Origin of the sequence: Clostridium cibarium (assembly GCF_014836335.1) — a bacterium.
GTDB lineage: Bacteria > Bacillota > Clostridia > Clostridiales > Clostridiaceae > Clostridium > Clostridium cibarium.
This window is the reverse complement of the sequence record NZ_JACSRA010000020.1, coordinates 1-17,490: the sequence shown is the minus strand read 5'-3', so window position 1 is coordinate 17,490 and position 17,490 is coordinate 1. Positions and strand designations below refer to the sequence as shown.

Here is a 17,490-nt window from a genome sequence, read left to right as displayed (position 1 = left end):
GCTAACTTCATTATATTAAATAAGGCTATATTAGCAATAATCATCTAAATACTATCTGTTCATTTATAAACACATAACAGTAATATGTCTAAAAAAGTATTATCATAAAAAAAATAGTTTGAAATCAATTAATTATTTCAAACTATTCTTTCTAATTCAACTTATGGCAACCTCATTTAATTCTAGAAGCTTAATTTTATCAATTGCAATTTCCCTTAGGGAACTTCGTTTAATTTTACCCGTTGATGTTAATGGGAACTCATCTATAAATTCAATATACTTTGGAAATTTATATCTAGATATTTTGCCTAATAAATGATCAAATATATCTTTCTCAGTTAACTTAAATAATTTTTTAGCCTTAATAAAAGCAAATATCTCTTCTCCTAATACTTCATCTGGAACTCCCACTACTACTGCATTTTCAATTTCAGGATGATCATTTAAGTGAATTTCAATATCCGTTGGTGATATATTTTCTCCCCCTCTAATTATTACATCTTTTAATCGTCCCTTAATATACAGATATCCATCTCCATCAATATATCCAATATCACCAGTATGAACCCAACCTCCAATTACTGTGCTCTCTGTAGCTTTTGAATTGTTATAATATCCTATCATGCAATATGGACTTTTTACATATATCTCACCTTCAACATTTGGTGATAGTATATCCCCTGTTTTCAAATCACATACTTTTAAAAGTACATGCTTAACTGGCTTCCCTACAGTATTTATCTTCGGATCATCTTTATCCTTAATTATAGTTTGTGTAACTCCTAATGTTTCAGTTTGTCCAAAATCGTTGCTTATTTCATTGATTTTAAGACCTTTCATAATATCTTTGATAAAGTTCTCTGAAGAAACTGCCCCAGCGATCATTCCCACCCTCAAACTAGACAAATCATACGCTTCACATTTGTTTAATAAATATTCATACATAGTTGGAACGCCATGAAATCCAGTACATTTTTCACTTTCAATTGTCTGAAGTGCAATGTAAGTTTTAAATTTTTTCATTAGTATTACAGTACTTCCAGCAAGAAGTCCAAGAAATGCTGTATAAAGTCCACCCATTATATGATGTAATGGCAGTGTAACTAAAATTTTATCCTTTGAAGTATAACCAAAATTTTTTATAAATGAAAGAACCCCATTTAAAACAGCACAATGACTAAAAACAGCACCTTTAGGAGTCCCTGTAGTTCCTGATGTATAAATAATTGTTGCGATATCACTTGGCGAAACATTCTTTGAAACATTCTCTAGCTCTTCATTTAACACCCTCTTCATTTGAGACATTATAATCCCTAAACTGAATAGAGTTTTCATTTTCACAGTAACTTTAAGATAATCAAACTTCTCCAAATCAACTTTTTCAATCATATCTTTATCACTTACAATTAATATAGTTGAATCAGATTGCTTTAACATATAATCTATTTCTGCTTCTGTTGAAGAGTAGTTTAAGCAAACTAATACAGCTCCTATTTTTAATGTAGCTAAAAACACTATAATCCACTCAGGTGAATTACATGATAATAGCGCAACGTGATCCCCTTTTTTTATTCCGATAGATATTAAACTCTTAGCTATGATATCTACCTCTTCTCTTAGACTTTTATATGTATATCGTCTATTATCCTCCACATATACTAAGGCTTCTTCCTCCTTAAATTTTTCAAAAATGTTATCCATATATGATCCTATAGTTTCATTAATTAATATCATGAGTAATGCACCTCTAATCCAAAATTTATTTATATATATTAATATTTAAACAACAAAGCCATATGGCTTGTACCTGAAGCAATAGTCCAAAACATTACATAATCACCTGGTTTAACTTTATTATTTTTTATTGATTCATAAAGAACAATAAACGGACTTGATGTACCAGTATATCCATAAGTATCACCTATGTAAAGGCTTCTGCTTTCACCTATATTCATAGTTTCCCTTATTTTAACGATATTGCTATATGAAAATTGTGAGAAACAAAACATGGAAATATCTTCAACCGATAGGTTATTTTCTTTTAAAATAGAATTCATATTATTTATTACACTATCAAACCAATGAATCTGATATGAATCCCATTTAGCATATAAATCTTTCTTTTCAGCATCATACATATTAGAAAAACCGCATCTTGGAAATCTAATTTCATCTACAGCAATAGTTTGAGTAGATACCTTACAATCAATTACACCACAATCACGAGATGTTCTTTCTAATACAATTGCACAAGCTGCATCGCCATATTCTCCATAACATAATTCATTATCTGGATCAACCTGTGGGGTAAGAAAATCTGAGCCAACTAATAAAACTGTATTAATATCTGAATCTGCTTTCATATATCCATTAATTAAATTTAAAGCATAAGTCATACCAATACAATTTACATTCATGTCATGACATAAACAATTCTCTTTTCCACTAATTGCATTGTGGAGAATAAATGAAGATGGTGGACTTACATACTCAGGTAATACACTAGAAAATACAATCATATCAATATCTTCTCCATTTAAATCTGATGCTCTTAATACCCTTTTTGAAGCTTCTATCGCCATAGTTAAACTATTTTCCTTTGACGAATCTAACAAATATCTGTTCTTCCTCCCCATAACATCTTCAATAAAATGTTTTATATCCTTTCCAAGCTTTTTGAAATGTTCAAAGTAGTATTCATTACCAACAATTTTAGATCCATGATAAATTTCAATATTTCTTATTTGTATATTATTCATTTTTTTCTTATCTCAAATATAATCTGTATATTTCACAAAATATTTGGATAATTTTCACCTCCCATACATTTTTATACTTTAATACCAATATATCACACTTAAAAAGAAATGTCATTCATTAGATAATATAATACCATTTATTGAATAAATATGTTATAATGTAATAAATTGTATTAATGAGGAGGATATTTTATTATGACATCAAATAATTTAGGTTATTCTATTGAAAGGAAAGATGGAGAAAAAAAAGTAATAATTAGTTTTGAAGGATTTGCAAAGCCAGAAATGATTGAAAACTTTATGAAGGATTATAAATCTTTAAAAAATTCTGTTGATGTAAAAAACACTATTTTAATTCTTATTGGAGGGACTCTTAAAGCTTTTCCTAGAGATGCAGAAGATGATCTTATCAATATATACAAAGACTATACTGACTTCAAAAAAATTTTTGTTGTAAACCCTGAACAAATAGTTACAAAAATGCAAATAAAGAGAGTTCTAAAAGCAGCAAACATAGAAGATCATTTTGAATTTGTAGATTCTATAAACGAAATTAAATAATTATAGAATATAATTTAAAAGTGTATTAATGTATTTAATACATTTTACATATAAAAGGCTTCCTTCTTCAAATAGGTATTATTTAAAACAATATCTATACTTTATAGGACAAGCCTTTTTTATTTTTCAAACTTTTCTGCTCTTTATCTTAATTTCTTTTTATTGATTGTATATTGGTTTTACCATTATAATGAAGTCATACATATTAGTAGTATCATTATAATTAATATAATTTAGGAGACATGTACATGAATGGAAAAAGTGACAAAACTAAAAACTTACTTAAAAATGCCTTAGTAAAGCTAATTTCGAAAAAGGATTTTGAGAAAATAACGGTTAAAGATTTAACTGATGAACTAGATATAAATAGAGGTACATTTTATCTTCATTTCAAAGATAAATATGATCTGCTAGAACAAAAAGAAAACGAAGTTTTAGAAGAATTAAATAATATCTTAAATAATGTATTGAAAGAACTTCATTATGACTTTATACTACCATCAAAAAAAGAAGTGCTAATCCATATCTTTACCTCTGTATACACATATGTGGAAAAAAATTCTGATTTTATGAAAGTTATATTAGGTCCTAATGGAGATTTAAATTTTCAAATGAAAATTAGAACCTTTATAGAAAACTCTTTAATTCAAAATTTATCAATAAGTCATGATGCTGAAAAAATGCCTATCAAATATATAGCTCCTTTTGCTTCCTCTGCTCAACTTGGTATCATTCAGAAATGGATAAAAAGTGGAATGAAAGAAACACCTGAAGAGTTAGCACAACTTGTAAGTAATATTATATTTACCTTATATAATGGAGTATTTAAAGATATTATTACGTAATGTTTAAAAAATACTATAATTATCTTAAATATACAACTTTAATTTCTATATCCTTGACATATTTTCACTTCTGCTTTACATATATTTTAATATAAATATATGTATCATTATGGCCTATCAAAACTTTTTCCAAAAACCATAAATATTAAGGAGTGTGAGTATAAATGCAAAATGAAAACACTAGCTCAATATCTAGTTCTGAAAACATGCCTATTCTCCATGCATTTAATTGGTCTTTTACCACCATAAAAAATGAATTAGAAGGTATTTCTAAGTCAGGATATAAATCTGTTCAGGTTTCACCAATTCAAGGAACTAAAGAACCAAGCACTGATCCCTCTAAATGGTGGCTATTATACCAACCAACTAACGAATCAATAGGTAATACTCAACTTGGAAGTTATGATAATTTTATATCACTTTGCTCCGAAGCCTCTAAATATGGAATTTCTATTATAGTTGATGTAGTTATGAACCATATGGCAGGAACAGGCGACTCATTATCATCTGACCTTGATCCTAATTTTAAAAATCCTAATTACTATCATAAAGATGGACAATGTACTGATTGGAATAATAGACATGATATAACTCAAAAAGGTATTGGTATGCCAGATTTAAATACTCAAAATCCTGAAGTCCAAAACAAAGCTATCTCATTCTTAAATCAGTGTATAGATGCTGGTGCAGATGGATTTCGTTTTGATGCTGCAAAACACATTGAAACTAATCTAGGTCTTGATTACAACCAGCCCTGGTCTGGGAACTATTGGAACAATGTTCTAAATAACTTAAAAAACAAATCAAATCTATTTATATACGGTGAAATACTTCAAAGCAGTCTAGCAGATAATACTTCTGCCTATGAATCCTTTATGGATATCACTGCCACTTCTTATGGATATACATTAAGAGATGCTCTTCGCTCTAACAATTTAAGTCTAATTAACCCAGATTCAATGAAAATCCCTGCTGATAAAGCTGTTACCTTTGTTGAAACTCATGACACCTATGAAGATGGCACAAGTAGAGATTTAACAAATACTCAAATAAAATTAGGATGGGCTATTATTGCATCTCGTGCAGGTTCTACTCCTCTATTTTTCAGTAGGCCTACTAGTTCAATAGGTACTGAAGGCGATCCATTGTGGAAAGATCCTGATATAGCTGCAATTAACCATTTTCATAACTCTATGCTAAAAGAAAATGAATATCTAAGATGGACAAATAATAATTCAACTATGATTATTGATCGTGGATCTTCTGGCACTGTAATTATAAATGCTGGTTCAAGCACCTATATTAACTCCCCAACTAATTTGAGAAATGGATGTTACAAAAATCAAGGCAGTGACAATTGCACATTAACAGTTTCAAGTAATGTAATTAATGGAAATATACCTAAAAACTCAATTATAATTTTATCTAGCGAACAACTTAACAAAGATATAGTTTCCTTGATTCCTTCTATTCCAACTGTAGGTGGAAACTTAATAATAACTTATAACGCCTTTTATGGAAAACTAAGTAATTCTTCTAATATGAATCTACATTGGGGATACGATGGTTTTAACAAGGTTACTAGTACTCCTATGACCTCTATTTATAAAAATATATGGATAGCTACTATAACTGTACCATTAGAAGCTGCAACTAGATTGGATTTTTGTTTTACCGACGGTAGTAATTGGGATAATAATAACGCCAAAGATTGGCACGTGCCTATTAATTAATTTTACAAACTATCTCATAATTAAAAAGTAAATTTCACGATTAGTACAAATATTTTTTATTTCCATATAATGATATAGGTAATTTTTAAAATTTAAGGAGATATTATGCAAACTCATATAGTTCAACCAGGAGAATCAATTTTCCAGATAGCTACAACCTATAATTCTACAGTATCAGCAATTACAAAAACTAACGAAATTCAAAACCCTAATAAATTGGTAGTAGGTCAAGCATTGGTAATTCCTATAATAGGGAGCTATTACTGGGTTGAACCTGGGGATAGCTTGTACAAAATAGGAAGTAAATTTGGAATAAATTACAGAAAACTTGCTGAAATTAATAGAATTTCCCTAATTCAACCTTTGCCAATTGGATTAAGATTATATATTCCTGAAATGCCTAAAACAAGAACTGAAATAAATGCATACGCTCAACTTGCTGGTGGGAGTATTCCAGCTGAATTAGAAAAAACAGATGGAGAAGCTGCACCTTTTTTAACATATATTGCACCATTTAGTTTTGAAATTAAAAGGGATGGATCATTTGAATCTCCTATATTAGATGATCTTACTTCTATTGCTAGTAGCAACAATGCAACCTTGATGATGGTCCTCACTAATATTGAGAAAGGAACTTTTAGCACCTCCCTTGGAAGAGTTATTTTAACCGATGAAAAAGTGCAAGATGCTATAATTGACAACATCCTTCAAGTAGCTAGAAAATATAACTTTAGTGATATTCATTTTGATATGGAGTATTTACCTCCGGAATTGAAAGATAATTATACCAACTTTTTGATAAAAACAAAAGATAGGATATCCAATGAAGGCTTACTTCTCTCCACAGCATTAGCACCTAAACTAAGTGCCACCCAAAAAGGTACATTATACGAAGCCCATGATTACAAAGCCCATGGTAAAATTGCTGATTTTGTTGTATTAATGACTTATGAGTGGGGCTACAGTGCTGGTCCACCAATGCCTGTGTCCCCAATAGGTCCAGTAAGACAAGTAATTAAATATGCCTTAACAGAAATGCCAGCTTCTAAAATTATGATGGGACAAAACCTTTATGGATACGATTGGACACTTCCTTACGTACCGAAGAAAAGATATGCAAGATCTCTCAGCCCTCAACGTGCTATACGAATTGCCTCAGAAAATAATGTACCAATTAATTACGATTATACTGCTGAGGCTCCTTATTTTAATTACAGAGATACAACTGGTAGTAATCATATTGTATGGTTTGAAGATGCACGTTCAATCCAAGCCAAATTTAATCTTGTAAAAGAACTAGGTTTACGAGGTATCAGTTATTGGAAACTAGGTCTTTCGTTTCCTCAAAATTGGCTCCTTATAGAAGAAAACTTTGATGTAGTCAAACGCTAGAATATTTTATAAATTCTACGGAAAAACTATATCTGTTACTAAAATTATAAAAGGAGAATTTAATTATGAATAAAGAACGTGCAAAAACAATTGCTTCCTCAACAACAATGGCTAATGTAACATATAATGGAGCACAAGTTTATATTGAAAGTGTCGATGACAATAAGGAAACTGCTTGTATCCATCAACTTGGCCAACCTACAAACAAACAAGAGGTATCTTTAAACTCTCTAATAGAACAATAAATAGTAAGAAACTAGAATCCAATTTAGACTCTAGTTTCTTATTTAAACTCTTTACGTTAAACTTTAAATTTATTTACTTCCTCTATCATTTCATTAGTCATATTATTAAGTATTTGTGCTGAAGCAGCAACTTCTTCTGTTGAAGCATTCATTTCTTCTGCTGATGCTGAAATTTCTTCTGCTGATGCTGAAACTTCTAGTGAAACTGAAGATAATGCATCTATTCTATTCAAAATAGTCTTTTTATCATTTTCTATATTTTCAGCCGAACCTTTAACTGTTTCAATCTTAGGAATTACTTCATCTACTGCTTGTATTATCTTCTTGAAAGATATTATTGAATTGTCTATAGTTTTAGCTTGATTCATTATTTCATCATCCATTGTAATTGATTCTTTAACTATAGTGTCAGTATTATTAGATATTGCATTAATCAATTTACTAATGTTCTCTGATGACGTTTTTGATTGTTCAGCAAGTTTTCTTATTTCCTCTGCAACTACTGAAAACCCTTTTCCTGCTTCTCCTGCTCTAGCTGCTTCAATGGCTGCATTTAGTGCTAATAAATTTGTCTGCTCTGCAATACTATTTATTAAACTTGTTATTTCATTTATTTCATTTATATCTTTTCCAAGTGCCATGATTTTACTATAAAATTCTTTAAATGAATTGCTCACATTTACTACAGATTGATTTAATCCGTTCATTTCACTACTGCTATCATTTGCCATTAAACTTATTTCTCTAGAATTTGAATCTACAACATGTATTTCCTTAACCATTTCTGACAACTTATCACTAAAATCATCAAGAATATCTGTTATATTTATTAAATCCTCAGATTGGGTATTTGTTCCTTTTGCAACCTCAGAAATTGTTTCTGTGACATTTTGCGATACACTTGCTATCTCTTCTGAAACAGAGGATAAATTTTCTGATTGAGCATTAATATTGGAAGAATTTTCTTTTATTCGCTTAATCATCGTTCCTAATGCTTCTTGCATTACCTTCATTGAGTTAGTCATATCCCCAACTTCATCTTTTGATTTCAAATACTTAGGAGAAACTTCTTCACATAGATTACCTTCTGCTAACAATTCTAAATGTTTTGAAGTTGATTTTATTCCTTTTGTTATATTATTAGCAATAATATAAATAATAGCAGCTCCAATTACTACAAATATTGTAGATGCTAACACAACTGAAACTTTCAAACTGTTTAATTCTGATAATATTTCACCTTTTTCTACGACAATACCTACAGACCAATCAGTTCCACCTACTGGTGCATAACCTATATACTTATCTTTCCCATCATATTTATATTCACCTATTCCTGTTTCTTTAGCAATCATCTTACTTTGAATATCTGCTAAAGATTGCAAGGCAGAATCTTTTTTTGCATCCTCAATTACATTATTCATTTGTAACACTAAATCTCTATTTGGATTAGCTATAGTTGTCCCATCTTCTTTTATCATGAACCCAGTTCCTGTTTGTCCAAATTTAACTTGATCAGTTAATTCACTTAACGCATTACCATCTCGTGTTTCAACTAATACTCCAACAATCTGATTATTATATCTAATAGGTGTTGCATACAAAACAGATACAGAGTTATCTGTCTTAGTCACAATTGGATCTGATACATTACTATTACCACTTAAAGCCTTTTGAAAGTATTCTCTATCCTTAATGTTAAAAGTTTTTCCATCGCTAGCTTTTGCCTCTCCGTTTATATCTGCAATATTCATTCTAATGCTTCCACTTTTTTTAACTTCATCTAAAAGAATTGTTCTCTTGTTCTCCCACGAATTGTTAGGATTCTCTATATCGTCTCTTGCAGCAACAGCCTCTAAGTAACTTAATCTCCCTTCAATTCTTCCTTGAATATTACTCGCAGTTTGTTCTGCAATTTTAGGGAGTGTTTTTCCTATATTAGACGTTAATGCATTTGATGAAATAATAAACGAAATTCCTCCTAGCCCTATACATATAACTCCTATTAATGCCCCCAAAAATACTATTAATTTTCCCTTTATACTCCTCATAATCTACTCCTTCATTTAAACTAGTATATCAAGATACTTAATCATCTTTAGTGTCAATCTATACTTGATATCAATTTCGAGTTGAATATCTAATATTCAACAAGTAAACCCTTTTTAATACTTTTATAATTATATTATCTTTTTCTTCAAAACACAACGCTTATTTTGTCGAAATTAGCATTAAAAACCACAACCTTTCTTTTTGGGTAAATAGTATCTTATTGATTAAATTTCTCTTTTATTTATATCTATAAGTTTTTCTCCAAATATCTACAAACTAAAATAACCTAGAACAATACTAATATAAGTGTTGTTCTAGGTTTTGGAATGAATAAAAATAATTTTATTTTATTCATCTACAGCTTCTTTTCTGCCACTCTTCTTTTCCTTAAAAAATGTAATAACTCCAGGAATAAGCGAAATAAATATAATAGCAATTAATACATATGAAAAGTGTTCTTTAATTACTGGTAGATTTCCAAATAAATATCCACCACCTAAAAATAAAGTAACCCATAGAAATCCGCCAAATATGTTATAAGTAATAAATTTGGAATAACTCATTTCCCCTATTCCAGCTATAAAAGGTACGAAAGTTCTTATTATAGGTATAAATCTTCCTACTACAATAGTCATTGAACCATGCTTTTCATAAAATACATGAGCTTTTTTAAGATATTCTTTATTTATAAATCTTACATTTTCTTTTTCTAAAATTTTAACTCCAATCTTTTGCCCTATAAAGTAGTTTACTGTATCTCCAATTACAGCTGCTGAAAAGAACACTATAAATAATGTTATTAATTTCATATCTCCTATAGACGCTAATGCTCCTGTTGCAAATAAAATTGAATCTCCTGGTAAAAATGGAGTAACAACCAATCCAGTTTCACAAAATATTATTATGAATATAAGAGCATAAGTCCATATTCCATAGTTTTGTATTATTACACTTAAATATTTATCAAGATGTAATACTACGTCAATAAAATTTTCAATTAAACTCATTTTTTTCTTCCTTCCATGTGATTATTTAATAAAAAATTAGAGGACATCCCTAATAACCTTAGGAATATCCCCATAATCTATTTAATACTTGAAATATACGACGTAAGCTTGTCTCTTAAATCTTCTCTCTTTAACGCAAAATCTATATTAGCTTCTAAAAATCCAAATTTATCTCCAACATCATATCTTTTACCTTTAAAACAGTAGGCATATACAGCTTCTCTCTTAGCAATTTCCTTTAGTGCATCAGTTAACTGTATTTCTCCTCCTCTTCCAGGCTCAATTTTTTCAAGCACATCAAATATACTAGGTGTTATTATATATCTTCCCAAAACAGCTATATTAGTTGGTGCTTCTTCTTTTTTAGGTTTTTCTATCATATCTTTAACCTTATAAACATCATCTTCAATTTTAACACCATCTATTATACCATATTTAACCACGTCTGCCATATCTATTGGTTGTACTCCTAATATAGTTGTTTTATATTGATCATATGAGCTCATTAGTTGCTTAAGACAAGGAACATTACTATCTACAATGTCATCTCCTAACATTACTGCAAAAGCTTCATCTCCAACAAATGTTTTTGCAAGGCTTACTGCATGACCAAGACCCCTCGGCTCTTTTTGGCGTATATAATATATATCAACTAAATTGCTTATATTTTGCACTAGTTTTAACAGTTCCTCTTTATCATTATTTTCAAGCTCATCTTCAAGTTCTACTGATTTATCAAAATGATCTTCTATAGCTCTTTTATTTCTTCCTGTTATTATTAATATCTCTTTTATTCCAGAAGCTACAGCTTCCTCCACTATATATTGAATTGTTGGCTTATCAACTATAGGTAGCATCTCTTTAGGCTGTGCCTTTGTTGCTGGTAAAAATCTTGTACCAAACCCAGCCGCTGGAATTATTGCTTTTCTTATTTTCATATTCTCAGAACCCTTCTTCTATTCATTTTAGTTTTGGCTATCAGTAAAGGATTTTAAATCATAAAGACTTCCTTCCATTCCACCAAATCTATGATTATTTTGACTTGACTCATCTTCAGCTTTTAATTCATTACTGACTTTATTTGAGTCGCTCCATTCACTACTATCAACCTTTGTACCAACTTCTTGAACCCAATTCATGATATCACTTGAATTTCCTCCTTGGCCTCCTGTCATTACATATCTAATCTCACCATTTTTAGCTAGTTCCTTAAATTCATCTAAAGTAATTACCTTATCTGTTCCAAAGAATCCACCAAGCGCCATTACTGATTCATCTGTTTTTATAATTATCTCTGAAGCACTACCATTAGTTGATGAAGTTACAAGGATATATTTTTCATTTGTTTTATTTTTTTGTAAGAATTCTATTAATTTCGAAGTGCTACCACTTGATTCATGTGAAGCTCCACCCATCTGTCCCTTTTGACCTTTATTTGACATTAAGCTCAATCCAGCTGATGGAAAACTTCCTGCCATCTCTTTAAAAATAGCAGTAGCAGAGCATACTGCTGGTGAAATAAATAAGCCTATTAATGCTGTAGTTATTAATATCTTCTTAAATTTCATAGTATCTTTCTTCATTAAGTTTAAAATAGTAAGTCCTATGGAAGATATAAAACCTAATGCTGCAACTGCTATCATAAGTATCTTAGCAATGCTTACTGTACTATAATAATAAGAAAGTAATAGTACTTGAACTCCTCCATTTACTGCAAGAGCTCCTGGTAAAAACCATGATTTCCAGCCACCTTCTTTATATAAATTCCACATAGATACTGTTCCAATTCCAAATAATGCTGCTATTGGTGCTGAAAGCATTGTTAAATAATACGGGTGGAATAATCCAGTCGTAAAACTGAAGTATATAAATTCAGGCAAAAGCCATGCAAACCATAATACTAATGCTTGCTTTCTTCTATTGTCTATTGGAAACTTTAATTTTTCTTGTATCGCTGCTGCTATAAATCCGATAAATGCTATTGGGAATAACCAAATTATTTGATCAGATAAACTATTATTTGAGAAAAGTCTTGTTAAGCTCGCTGGTGTATCCTGTCCTCCCATTTGTCCACTACCACCTTGACCACCTGGTCCACCTTCTCTAGATCCTTTTCCATCTTCGCCTTGTGATCCTCTAAATTGACCTCCTGGACCACCTTGCATTTGACTATTTTCTCCACTTTCGTCTGGTGGTGTTTGCATATCTCCATCTTGATCTGGCGGTATTTGAATTTCTCCCATATTACCATTACTACCTTGGTTTTGCATCATTTCACTATTACTTCCGTCTTGCCCAGGAGGTTGCATTTCTCCACCACCTCCACTAGGTCCACCAGATGAAGATCCACTAAGTCCTAATCTTTCCAATCCATTATGTCCAATAATAAGTTCCATTTCAGTATTATTAGTACTACTTCCTACATAAGGTCTGCTTGAAGTTGGTACTAAATCTACAACAAAAGCCCAAGAAAAAGATACCACTACTAAAACAACTGTTGATAAAATTAAATGTACAATTCTTTTTTTAACTGAAACTGTTCTTGAGATTAAATATGTTAAATATATAGCTGGTACTACCATATATGCTTGAAGCATTTTTATATTAAACCCAATACCAACAATAGCTAAACTCATTAAAAGATATGATAGTTTTCCTTTTTCAGCAGCTTTAGTTAAAGCTACACAAGCTAATAATAATGCTAAAACAAGTAAATTATCACAAGTATTATTTCTGCTTACTGCTACAAAAACTGGTGTTACTGCAAGAGCTAAGGCTGAAATTAAACCTGCTGCTGTTCCGAATGATCTCTTAACTAAGTAATATATAACACCAACTGAAATTACTCCTGCAAGCGCTTGTGGAAAAATTATACTCCATCCACTATATCCAAATATCTTAGCTGAAATAGCTTGTATCATAAACCCTAGAGGCGGCTTATCAATAGTTACAAAACCTGTTGGGTCAAATGCTACAAAGAAAAAGTTTTTTAAACTTGTTGTCATGCTCTTTACCCCAGCAGCATAGTACTCATTAGCATATCCATCTATACTTAAGTTTGTAAAATTTAAAATGCAAGATAATATTAAAATTAATCCTAGCATTATCTTTTCTTTCGTTAGTTTAAAATTCTTTAATTTTTCCATTATTATTTCCTCCCGTTATACCTTCTAGCTAAATACCCATAATTTATATCCGCAAAAATTTGTTACTTGAGCTATACATGTTACTAATACCTTTGAAATATACAGATTTAAATTTAAATTTGTTACTAAAAGCTTCATGGCTACCATAGTTATTATTAATGAAACTAAATTAACTACAGTAAACTGTACAAGCTCATGAACTGTTTTTTTACTGGACCTTTGATCATCAAATGTCCATTTTTTATTTAAGATAAAACTATTAATAACACCAAAACTATATCCAAGTACTTGACTTAAAATATAATTTACTCCAAGTAACTCATTAGAAACTATAAATACCAAAAAATCTATTAAAGTATTAGTTATTCCTACAAGTGAAAATTTGCTTACATGTTTAAGTTTTCCGTGAAATAAATGCTTTATATCATCAGCTTCTAATTTCATAAGCTTTGTTAACCTCCTTTTTATTTACAATATTATCTACTATATATAAAGGTCTGTTTTTACTTTCATCAAAAATTCTGCCAATGTATTGTCCCATAACTCCTATAAATACGAATATCAACCCAAACATAATAAGGTTAATTGATAAAACAAAACCTAAATTCAATATGTTAAGGTTCTTAACTATATCATTTATGATTACACCAATAAATGAAACAAATCCTATAAATAACGACAAACCTCCAATATAGTTTGCTATCATAAGCGGTTTAAATGAAAATGATGTTACTCCATCAAAAGCTAGTTTTAACATTTTTTTTAAAGGGTATTTTGTTTCTCCTGCAAATCTTTCCTGTCTTACAAATTCTACTGAAGTTTGATTAAATCCAAGCCAGCTAACAAGTCCTCTTACAAATCTATTTTTTTCTGGCAAAGATATTAAAGCATCACATACTCTTCTATCAATAAGTCTAAAATCTCCAGTGTCAACTGGTATATCAACTGTTGTCATACTTTTTAAAAGTCTATAATAAGTCTTTGCTGTAAATTTTTTAAAGAATGTTTCGCCTTCTCTTTTAGCTCTTTTGCCGTATACTACGTCGTATCCTTCTTTCCACTTTTTAATCATCTCTAGCATAACTTCTGGTGGATCTTGAAGATCTGCATCTATTACAATAACAGCTTTTCCTTTTGATATATCCATTCCTGCTGTTATTGCAGCCTGATGTCCAAAGTTTCTTGAGAAATTAACAAGCTCAATGCTACTATCCAGTTCACAAATTTCTTCAACTATTTTTTCTGTCTTGTCTATACTTCCGTCATTTACAAATATAATTTCATAAACTTCTTTAGTTGATTCCATAACTTCCTTTAATCTTCTGTAACTTTCTCTAATTACAAGTTCCTCGTTAAATAAAGGGACTATAACAGAATAAATAATTTCCTTCTTCATTTTCTATTACTCCATTCATTGATTATATTTTTATACAAATTCGTCTAACTAACTTGTATCTCTATGGTGTTAATTATAGAGATGAATTGTTGTACTAATATCAAAAGAATATGTGAACTTTGTGTGATAATAATAAAAAATTGAGAATATAGCATTTCTCATGCCTAAATTCTCAATTTTCCACTACTCTAATTATTCATTTTTTAACTTCAAAACTACACTTTGTTAATTGTGTCCTTTACATTATCCTCTAGCTGCGATGAATTATGCACTAAATTCCATCCTATCTTAGCAAGATAACCAAATAACAATACATTTAAAAGTGATGCCATTATAAGTGTAAGTCCATAAGTCAATCCATTCATCAAAAATGAATTTCCACATAAAATTTCATAAGTATTTATAAATATTGTAATGCTAAATCCAACAGCTAAAAGTAAAAATCTCTTATCTTTTTGATATATATAAGCTAATACAGCTAAAGCTGCAGCTGGGAATAAATATCTTTCATGCATTCCCACTGAAAAAGTGAATACTCCTGCAATTTGAATTAATGCTGCTAATGGAGCAAACTTAATAGCATTTCCTTTCGCATAGATATACCAAGAAAATAAAGTTACAAGAACTATAAATAACATTCCATAAGTATGATAACTAAATATAAACAATGTTGATTTATTTTTTATATAATTAGCTCCAATTAAACTAAAGAAGTTAAATCCATTAACAGATGCATATGGATACTCTGATATTGTATTTGAGTATAAATTAAAAATCCATAATGGGCTTTGATTAATTGAAAATGGAATTATAATAATTAGTGCGGTAACAATAGCTACTGCTGCCATTTTTAATAACAACTTAAAATCTTTTCTCCTTACTATTTCAAAGAAAAGTATCGGAAGATATATAATCCCTTGCGGCTTCATAAGTACACCGACAGTAAATATTACAGTAGATAATATTATTTTATTCTCTGACATTAAATACACTGCAATTATTATAATCATTGTAAAGAAAGAATCTACTTGCCCCCATAATGCTGAATTAATAAATACAGCTGGATTAAATATATAAAATACTGCAAGCAATGTACTCATCTCTGAAGATATATATTTCTTAGCTAATTTATAAATGATATATGCTGTTACTATATCTGCTAGTATTGATGGAATTTTAATTAATAATGTACTATATCCACTTAAACTCGAAATACTTGTAAGCTTTCCTATAAAGCATAAAATATAAATAAAAAATGGTGGGTAATCTGCTGCTCTAGATCCTGAATAAAATTCTGACAAACTATTTGCTGCTTTAGTTGCCCAAGTTTTAAAGAAGTTAAGATCAGTTGTATAGCCTTCTACTAATACTCCTAAAGCAATCCTTAAGAACAACCCAACACCTAAAACAGTAAAAATTATTAACTTTTGATTTTTAGGATCTACCTTTATCTTTTTATATTTCATAATAAAATAAGCACCTATAGCTAAGCCAAAAAATATTATTGAGTATATTACAAGTGATGCACCATAACCAGAATTATCATTTTTACCTCCTGAACGTTGCTGCATGAAATTTTTAATTTTTGACCCACCATTAGAGTTTGATTCTTGATCTTGCCCTTGTGGTGGCTTATTTCCATCACCTCCTCCATTTGGCATTTGATTTCCTTCATCCTGTCCAAATGATGGTGTTTCTTGACCTTGATCTTCACTACTTGAATCGTTTAATCCTTGCTTTTGTCCATCTATTGCAGATGGAGCTTGTCCTTCACTTGAAATTTCACCTTCACCCATTGATGGTGGAGTCTGTCCTCGATCCATCTCCTTAGAATCACTTGAATCCGATTTTTCCATACCATTTGGCATATTTCTTTCACCCATTTGAGTTTCGATTACACTTTGACTATTACTATGATTCCATATTGTATATCCACAAAAAATTCCCGAGGATATTAGTAGAAAAACTAAGCTTATCTTCAAAATGTGCTTTTTAAAAAACATCTTCTATTCCTCCATTTTATTTAAATATTAATTATAATGCACTTACAATTCATACCTCATTATAGCTATGAATTGTTGCAATATTATGGAATAATTATGTGAACTTTATGTGATTGAAATTTATATATTATATTACATTCTATTAGGATACATAAATTACAAATATCTAATTACAGAAATAGTCAATATATAACATAATATAAAGCTAAACAAATCAATGATAGTTAAATATTTATATAACAAAAAAAGGATAGTTTTCACTATCCTTTTCTCAATTACCTGGCAACGTCTTACTCTCCCACACAGTCTCCCATGCAGTACCATCAGCGCTGTAGAGCTTAACTTTCCTGT

General features: G+C 30.0%; 14 protein-coding genes and 1 rRNA gene. 5 read left to right on the top strand and 10 right to left on the bottom strand.

The genetic code is table 11. From position 1 onward, the window contains the following. Nucleotides 1-156: 156 nt before the first annotated feature. Nucleotides 157-1,734 (bottom strand): class I adenylate-forming enzyme family protein, encoded by a 1,578-nt coding sequence (locus H9661_RS12425; protein WP_143317630.1) that lies wholly within the window; start codon nt 1,732-1,734, stop codon nt 157-159. A 38-nt stretch (nt 1,735-1,772) separates the two neighbouring features. Next, nucleotides 1,773-2,759, bottom strand: a complete 987-nt coding sequence (locus H9661_RS12420) for a 3-oxoacyl-[acyl-carrier-protein] synthase III C-terminal domain-containing protein (RefSeq protein ID WP_191769107.1) — start codon at nt 2,757-2,759, stop codon at nt 1,773-1,775. A gap of 195 nt (nt 2,760-2,954) precedes the next feature. On the opposite strand from H9661_RS12420, the gene H9661_RS12415 reads away from it, so the two are divergent. From H9661_RS12415 to H9661_RS12395, 5 genes are all read left to right on the top strand, one after another. Next, entirely contained in the window at nt 2,955-3,320 is a 366-nt protein-coding gene (locus H9661_RS12415) for a hypothetical protein (RefSeq protein WP_143317632.1), read from the top strand. A gap of 248 nt (nt 3,321-3,568) precedes the next feature. Continuing rightward, nucleotides 3,569-4,165 (top strand): TetR/AcrR family transcriptional regulator, encoded by a 597-nt coding sequence (locus H9661_RS12410; protein ID WP_185966845.1) that lies wholly within the window; start codon nt 3,569-3,571, stop codon nt 4,163-4,165. A 164-nt stretch (nt 4,166-4,329) separates the two neighbouring features. Further along, complete coding sequence (locus H9661_RS12405; protein ID WP_143317634.1) at nt 4,330-5,898, top strand: alpha-amylase family glycosyl hydrolase; 1,569 nt, start codon at nt 4,330-4,332, stop codon at nt 5,896-5,898. 105 nt (nt 5,899-6,003) lie between these two features. After that, nucleotides 6,004-7,290, top strand: coding sequence for a glycosyl hydrolase family 18 protein (locus H9661_RS12400; RefSeq protein ID WP_191769105.1), 1,287 nt, complete (start codon nt 6,004-6,006; stop codon nt 7,288-7,290). Nucleotides 7,291-7,355: 65 nt separating this feature from the next. Further along, complete coding sequence (locus tag H9661_RS12395) at nt 7,356-7,535, top strand: H-type small acid-soluble spore protein (RefSeq protein WP_143317636.1); 180 nt, start codon at nt 7,356-7,358, stop codon at nt 7,533-7,535. A 56-nt stretch (nt 7,536-7,591) separates the two neighbouring features. Here H9661_RS12395 and H9661_RS12390 read toward each other — a convergent pair whose 3' ends face one another. The 8 genes from H9661_RS12390 to rrf all read right to left on the bottom strand — a co-directional run. Continuing rightward, nucleotides 7,592-9,586 carry a methyl-accepting chemotaxis protein gene (locus tag H9661_RS12390; RefSeq protein ID WP_191769102.1) on the bottom strand — a complete coding sequence of 665 codons (1,995 nt, stop codon included), beginning with the start codon at nt 9,584-9,586 and terminating at the stop codon, nt 7,592-7,594. A 348-nt stretch (nt 9,587-9,934) separates the two neighbouring features. Then, a complete protein-coding gene (locus H9661_RS12385) occupies nt 9,935-10,594 on the bottom strand; it encodes a DedA family protein (protein ID WP_143317638.1) in 660 nt (219 codons plus the stop codon). A 77-nt stretch (nt 10,595-10,671) separates the two neighbouring features. Continuing rightward, nucleotides 10,672-11,532 (bottom strand): UTP--glucose-1-phosphate uridylyltransferase GalU, encoded by an 861-nt coding sequence (gene galU, locus H9661_RS12380; protein WP_143317639.1) that lies wholly within the window; start codon nt 11,530-11,532, stop codon nt 10,672-10,674. Between the two features lie 27 nt (nt 11,533-11,559). After that, on the bottom strand, nt 11,560-13,740 hold the full coding sequence (locus H9661_RS12375; RefSeq protein WP_143317640.1) for an ArnT family glycosyltransferase: 2,181 nt from the start codon (nt 13,738-13,740) through the stop codon (nt 11,560-11,562). A 24-nt stretch (nt 13,741-13,764) separates the two neighbouring features. After that, a complete protein-coding gene (locus tag H9661_RS12370; RefSeq protein WP_143317641.1) occupies nt 13,765-14,184 on the bottom strand; it encodes a GtrA family protein in 420 nt (139 codons plus the stop codon). After that, nucleotides 14,168-15,136: a glycosyltransferase family 2 protein gene (locus H9661_RS12365; protein ID WP_143317642.1), complete on the bottom strand. Its 969-nt coding sequence runs from the start codon at nt 15,134-15,136 to the stop codon at nt 14,168-14,170. Before H9661_RS12365 ends, H9661_RS12370 begins: the two co-directional genes overlap by 17 nt. Before the next feature lie 215 nt (nt 15,137-15,351). After that, nucleotides 15,352-17,139 carry a glycosyltransferase family 39 protein gene (locus tag H9661_RS12360; RefSeq protein WP_143317643.1) on the bottom strand — a complete coding sequence of 596 codons (1,788 nt, stop codon included), beginning with the start codon at nt 17,137-17,139 and terminating at the stop codon, nt 15,352-15,354. Between the two features lie 277 nt (nt 17,140-17,416). Further along, nucleotides 17,417-17,490, bottom strand: a 5S ribosomal RNA gene (rrf, locus tag H9661_RS20095); the annotation flags it as partial.

Bases quoted from the DNA above. Each gene is read 5' to 3' on its own strand.
- H9661_RS12425 (WP_143317630.1), bottom strand. From the start codon at position 1,734: ATGATATTAATTAATGAAACTATAGGATCATATATGGATAACATTTTT.
- H9661_RS12390 (WP_191769102.1), bottom strand. From the start codon at position 9,586: ATGAGGAGTATAAAGGGAAAATTAATAGTATTTTTGGGGGCATTAATA.
- H9661_RS12410 (WP_185966845.1), top strand. From the start codon at position 3,569: ATGAATGGAAAAAGTGACAAAACTAAAAACTTACTTAAAAATGCCTTA.
- H9661_RS12395 (WP_143317636.1), top strand. From the start codon at position 7,356: ATGAATAAAGAACGTGCAAAAACAATTGCTTCCTCAACAACAATGGCT.
- H9661_RS12385 (WP_143317638.1), bottom strand. From the start codon at position 10,594: ATGAGTTTAATTGAAAATTTTATTGACGTAGTATTACATCTTGATAAA.
- H9661_RS12360 (WP_143317643.1), bottom strand. From the start codon at position 17,139: ATGTTTTTTAAAAAGCACATTTTGAAGATAAGCTTAGTTTTTCTACTA.
- H9661_RS12375 (WP_143317640.1), bottom strand. From the start codon at position 13,740: ATGGAAAAATTAAAGAATTTTAAACTAACGAAAGAAAAGATAATGCTA.
- H9661_RS12415 (WP_143317632.1), top strand. From the start codon at position 2,955: ATGACATCAAATAATTTAGGTTATTCTATTGAAAGGAAAGATGGAGAA.
- H9661_RS12370 (WP_143317641.1), bottom strand. From the start codon at position 14,184: ATGAAATTAGAAGCTGATGATATAAAGCATTTATTTCACGGAAAACTT.
- H9661_RS12400 (WP_191769105.1), top strand. From the start codon at position 6,004: ATGCAAACTCATATAGTTCAACCAGGAGAATCAATTTTCCAGATAGCT.
- H9661_RS12420 (WP_191769107.1), bottom strand. From the start codon at position 2,759: ATGAATAATATACAAATAAGAAATATTGAAATTTATCATGGATCTAAA.
- H9661_RS12405 (WP_143317634.1), top strand. From the start codon at position 4,330: ATGCAAAATGAAAACACTAGCTCAATATCTAGTTCTGAAAACATGCCT.
- H9661_RS12365 (WP_143317642.1), bottom strand. From the start codon at position 15,136: ATGAAGAAGGAAATTATTTATTCTGTTATAGTCCCTTTATTTAACGAG.
- galU (WP_143317639.1), bottom strand. From the start codon at position 11,532: ATGAAAATAAGAAAAGCAATAATTCCAGCGGCTGGGTTTGGTACAAGA.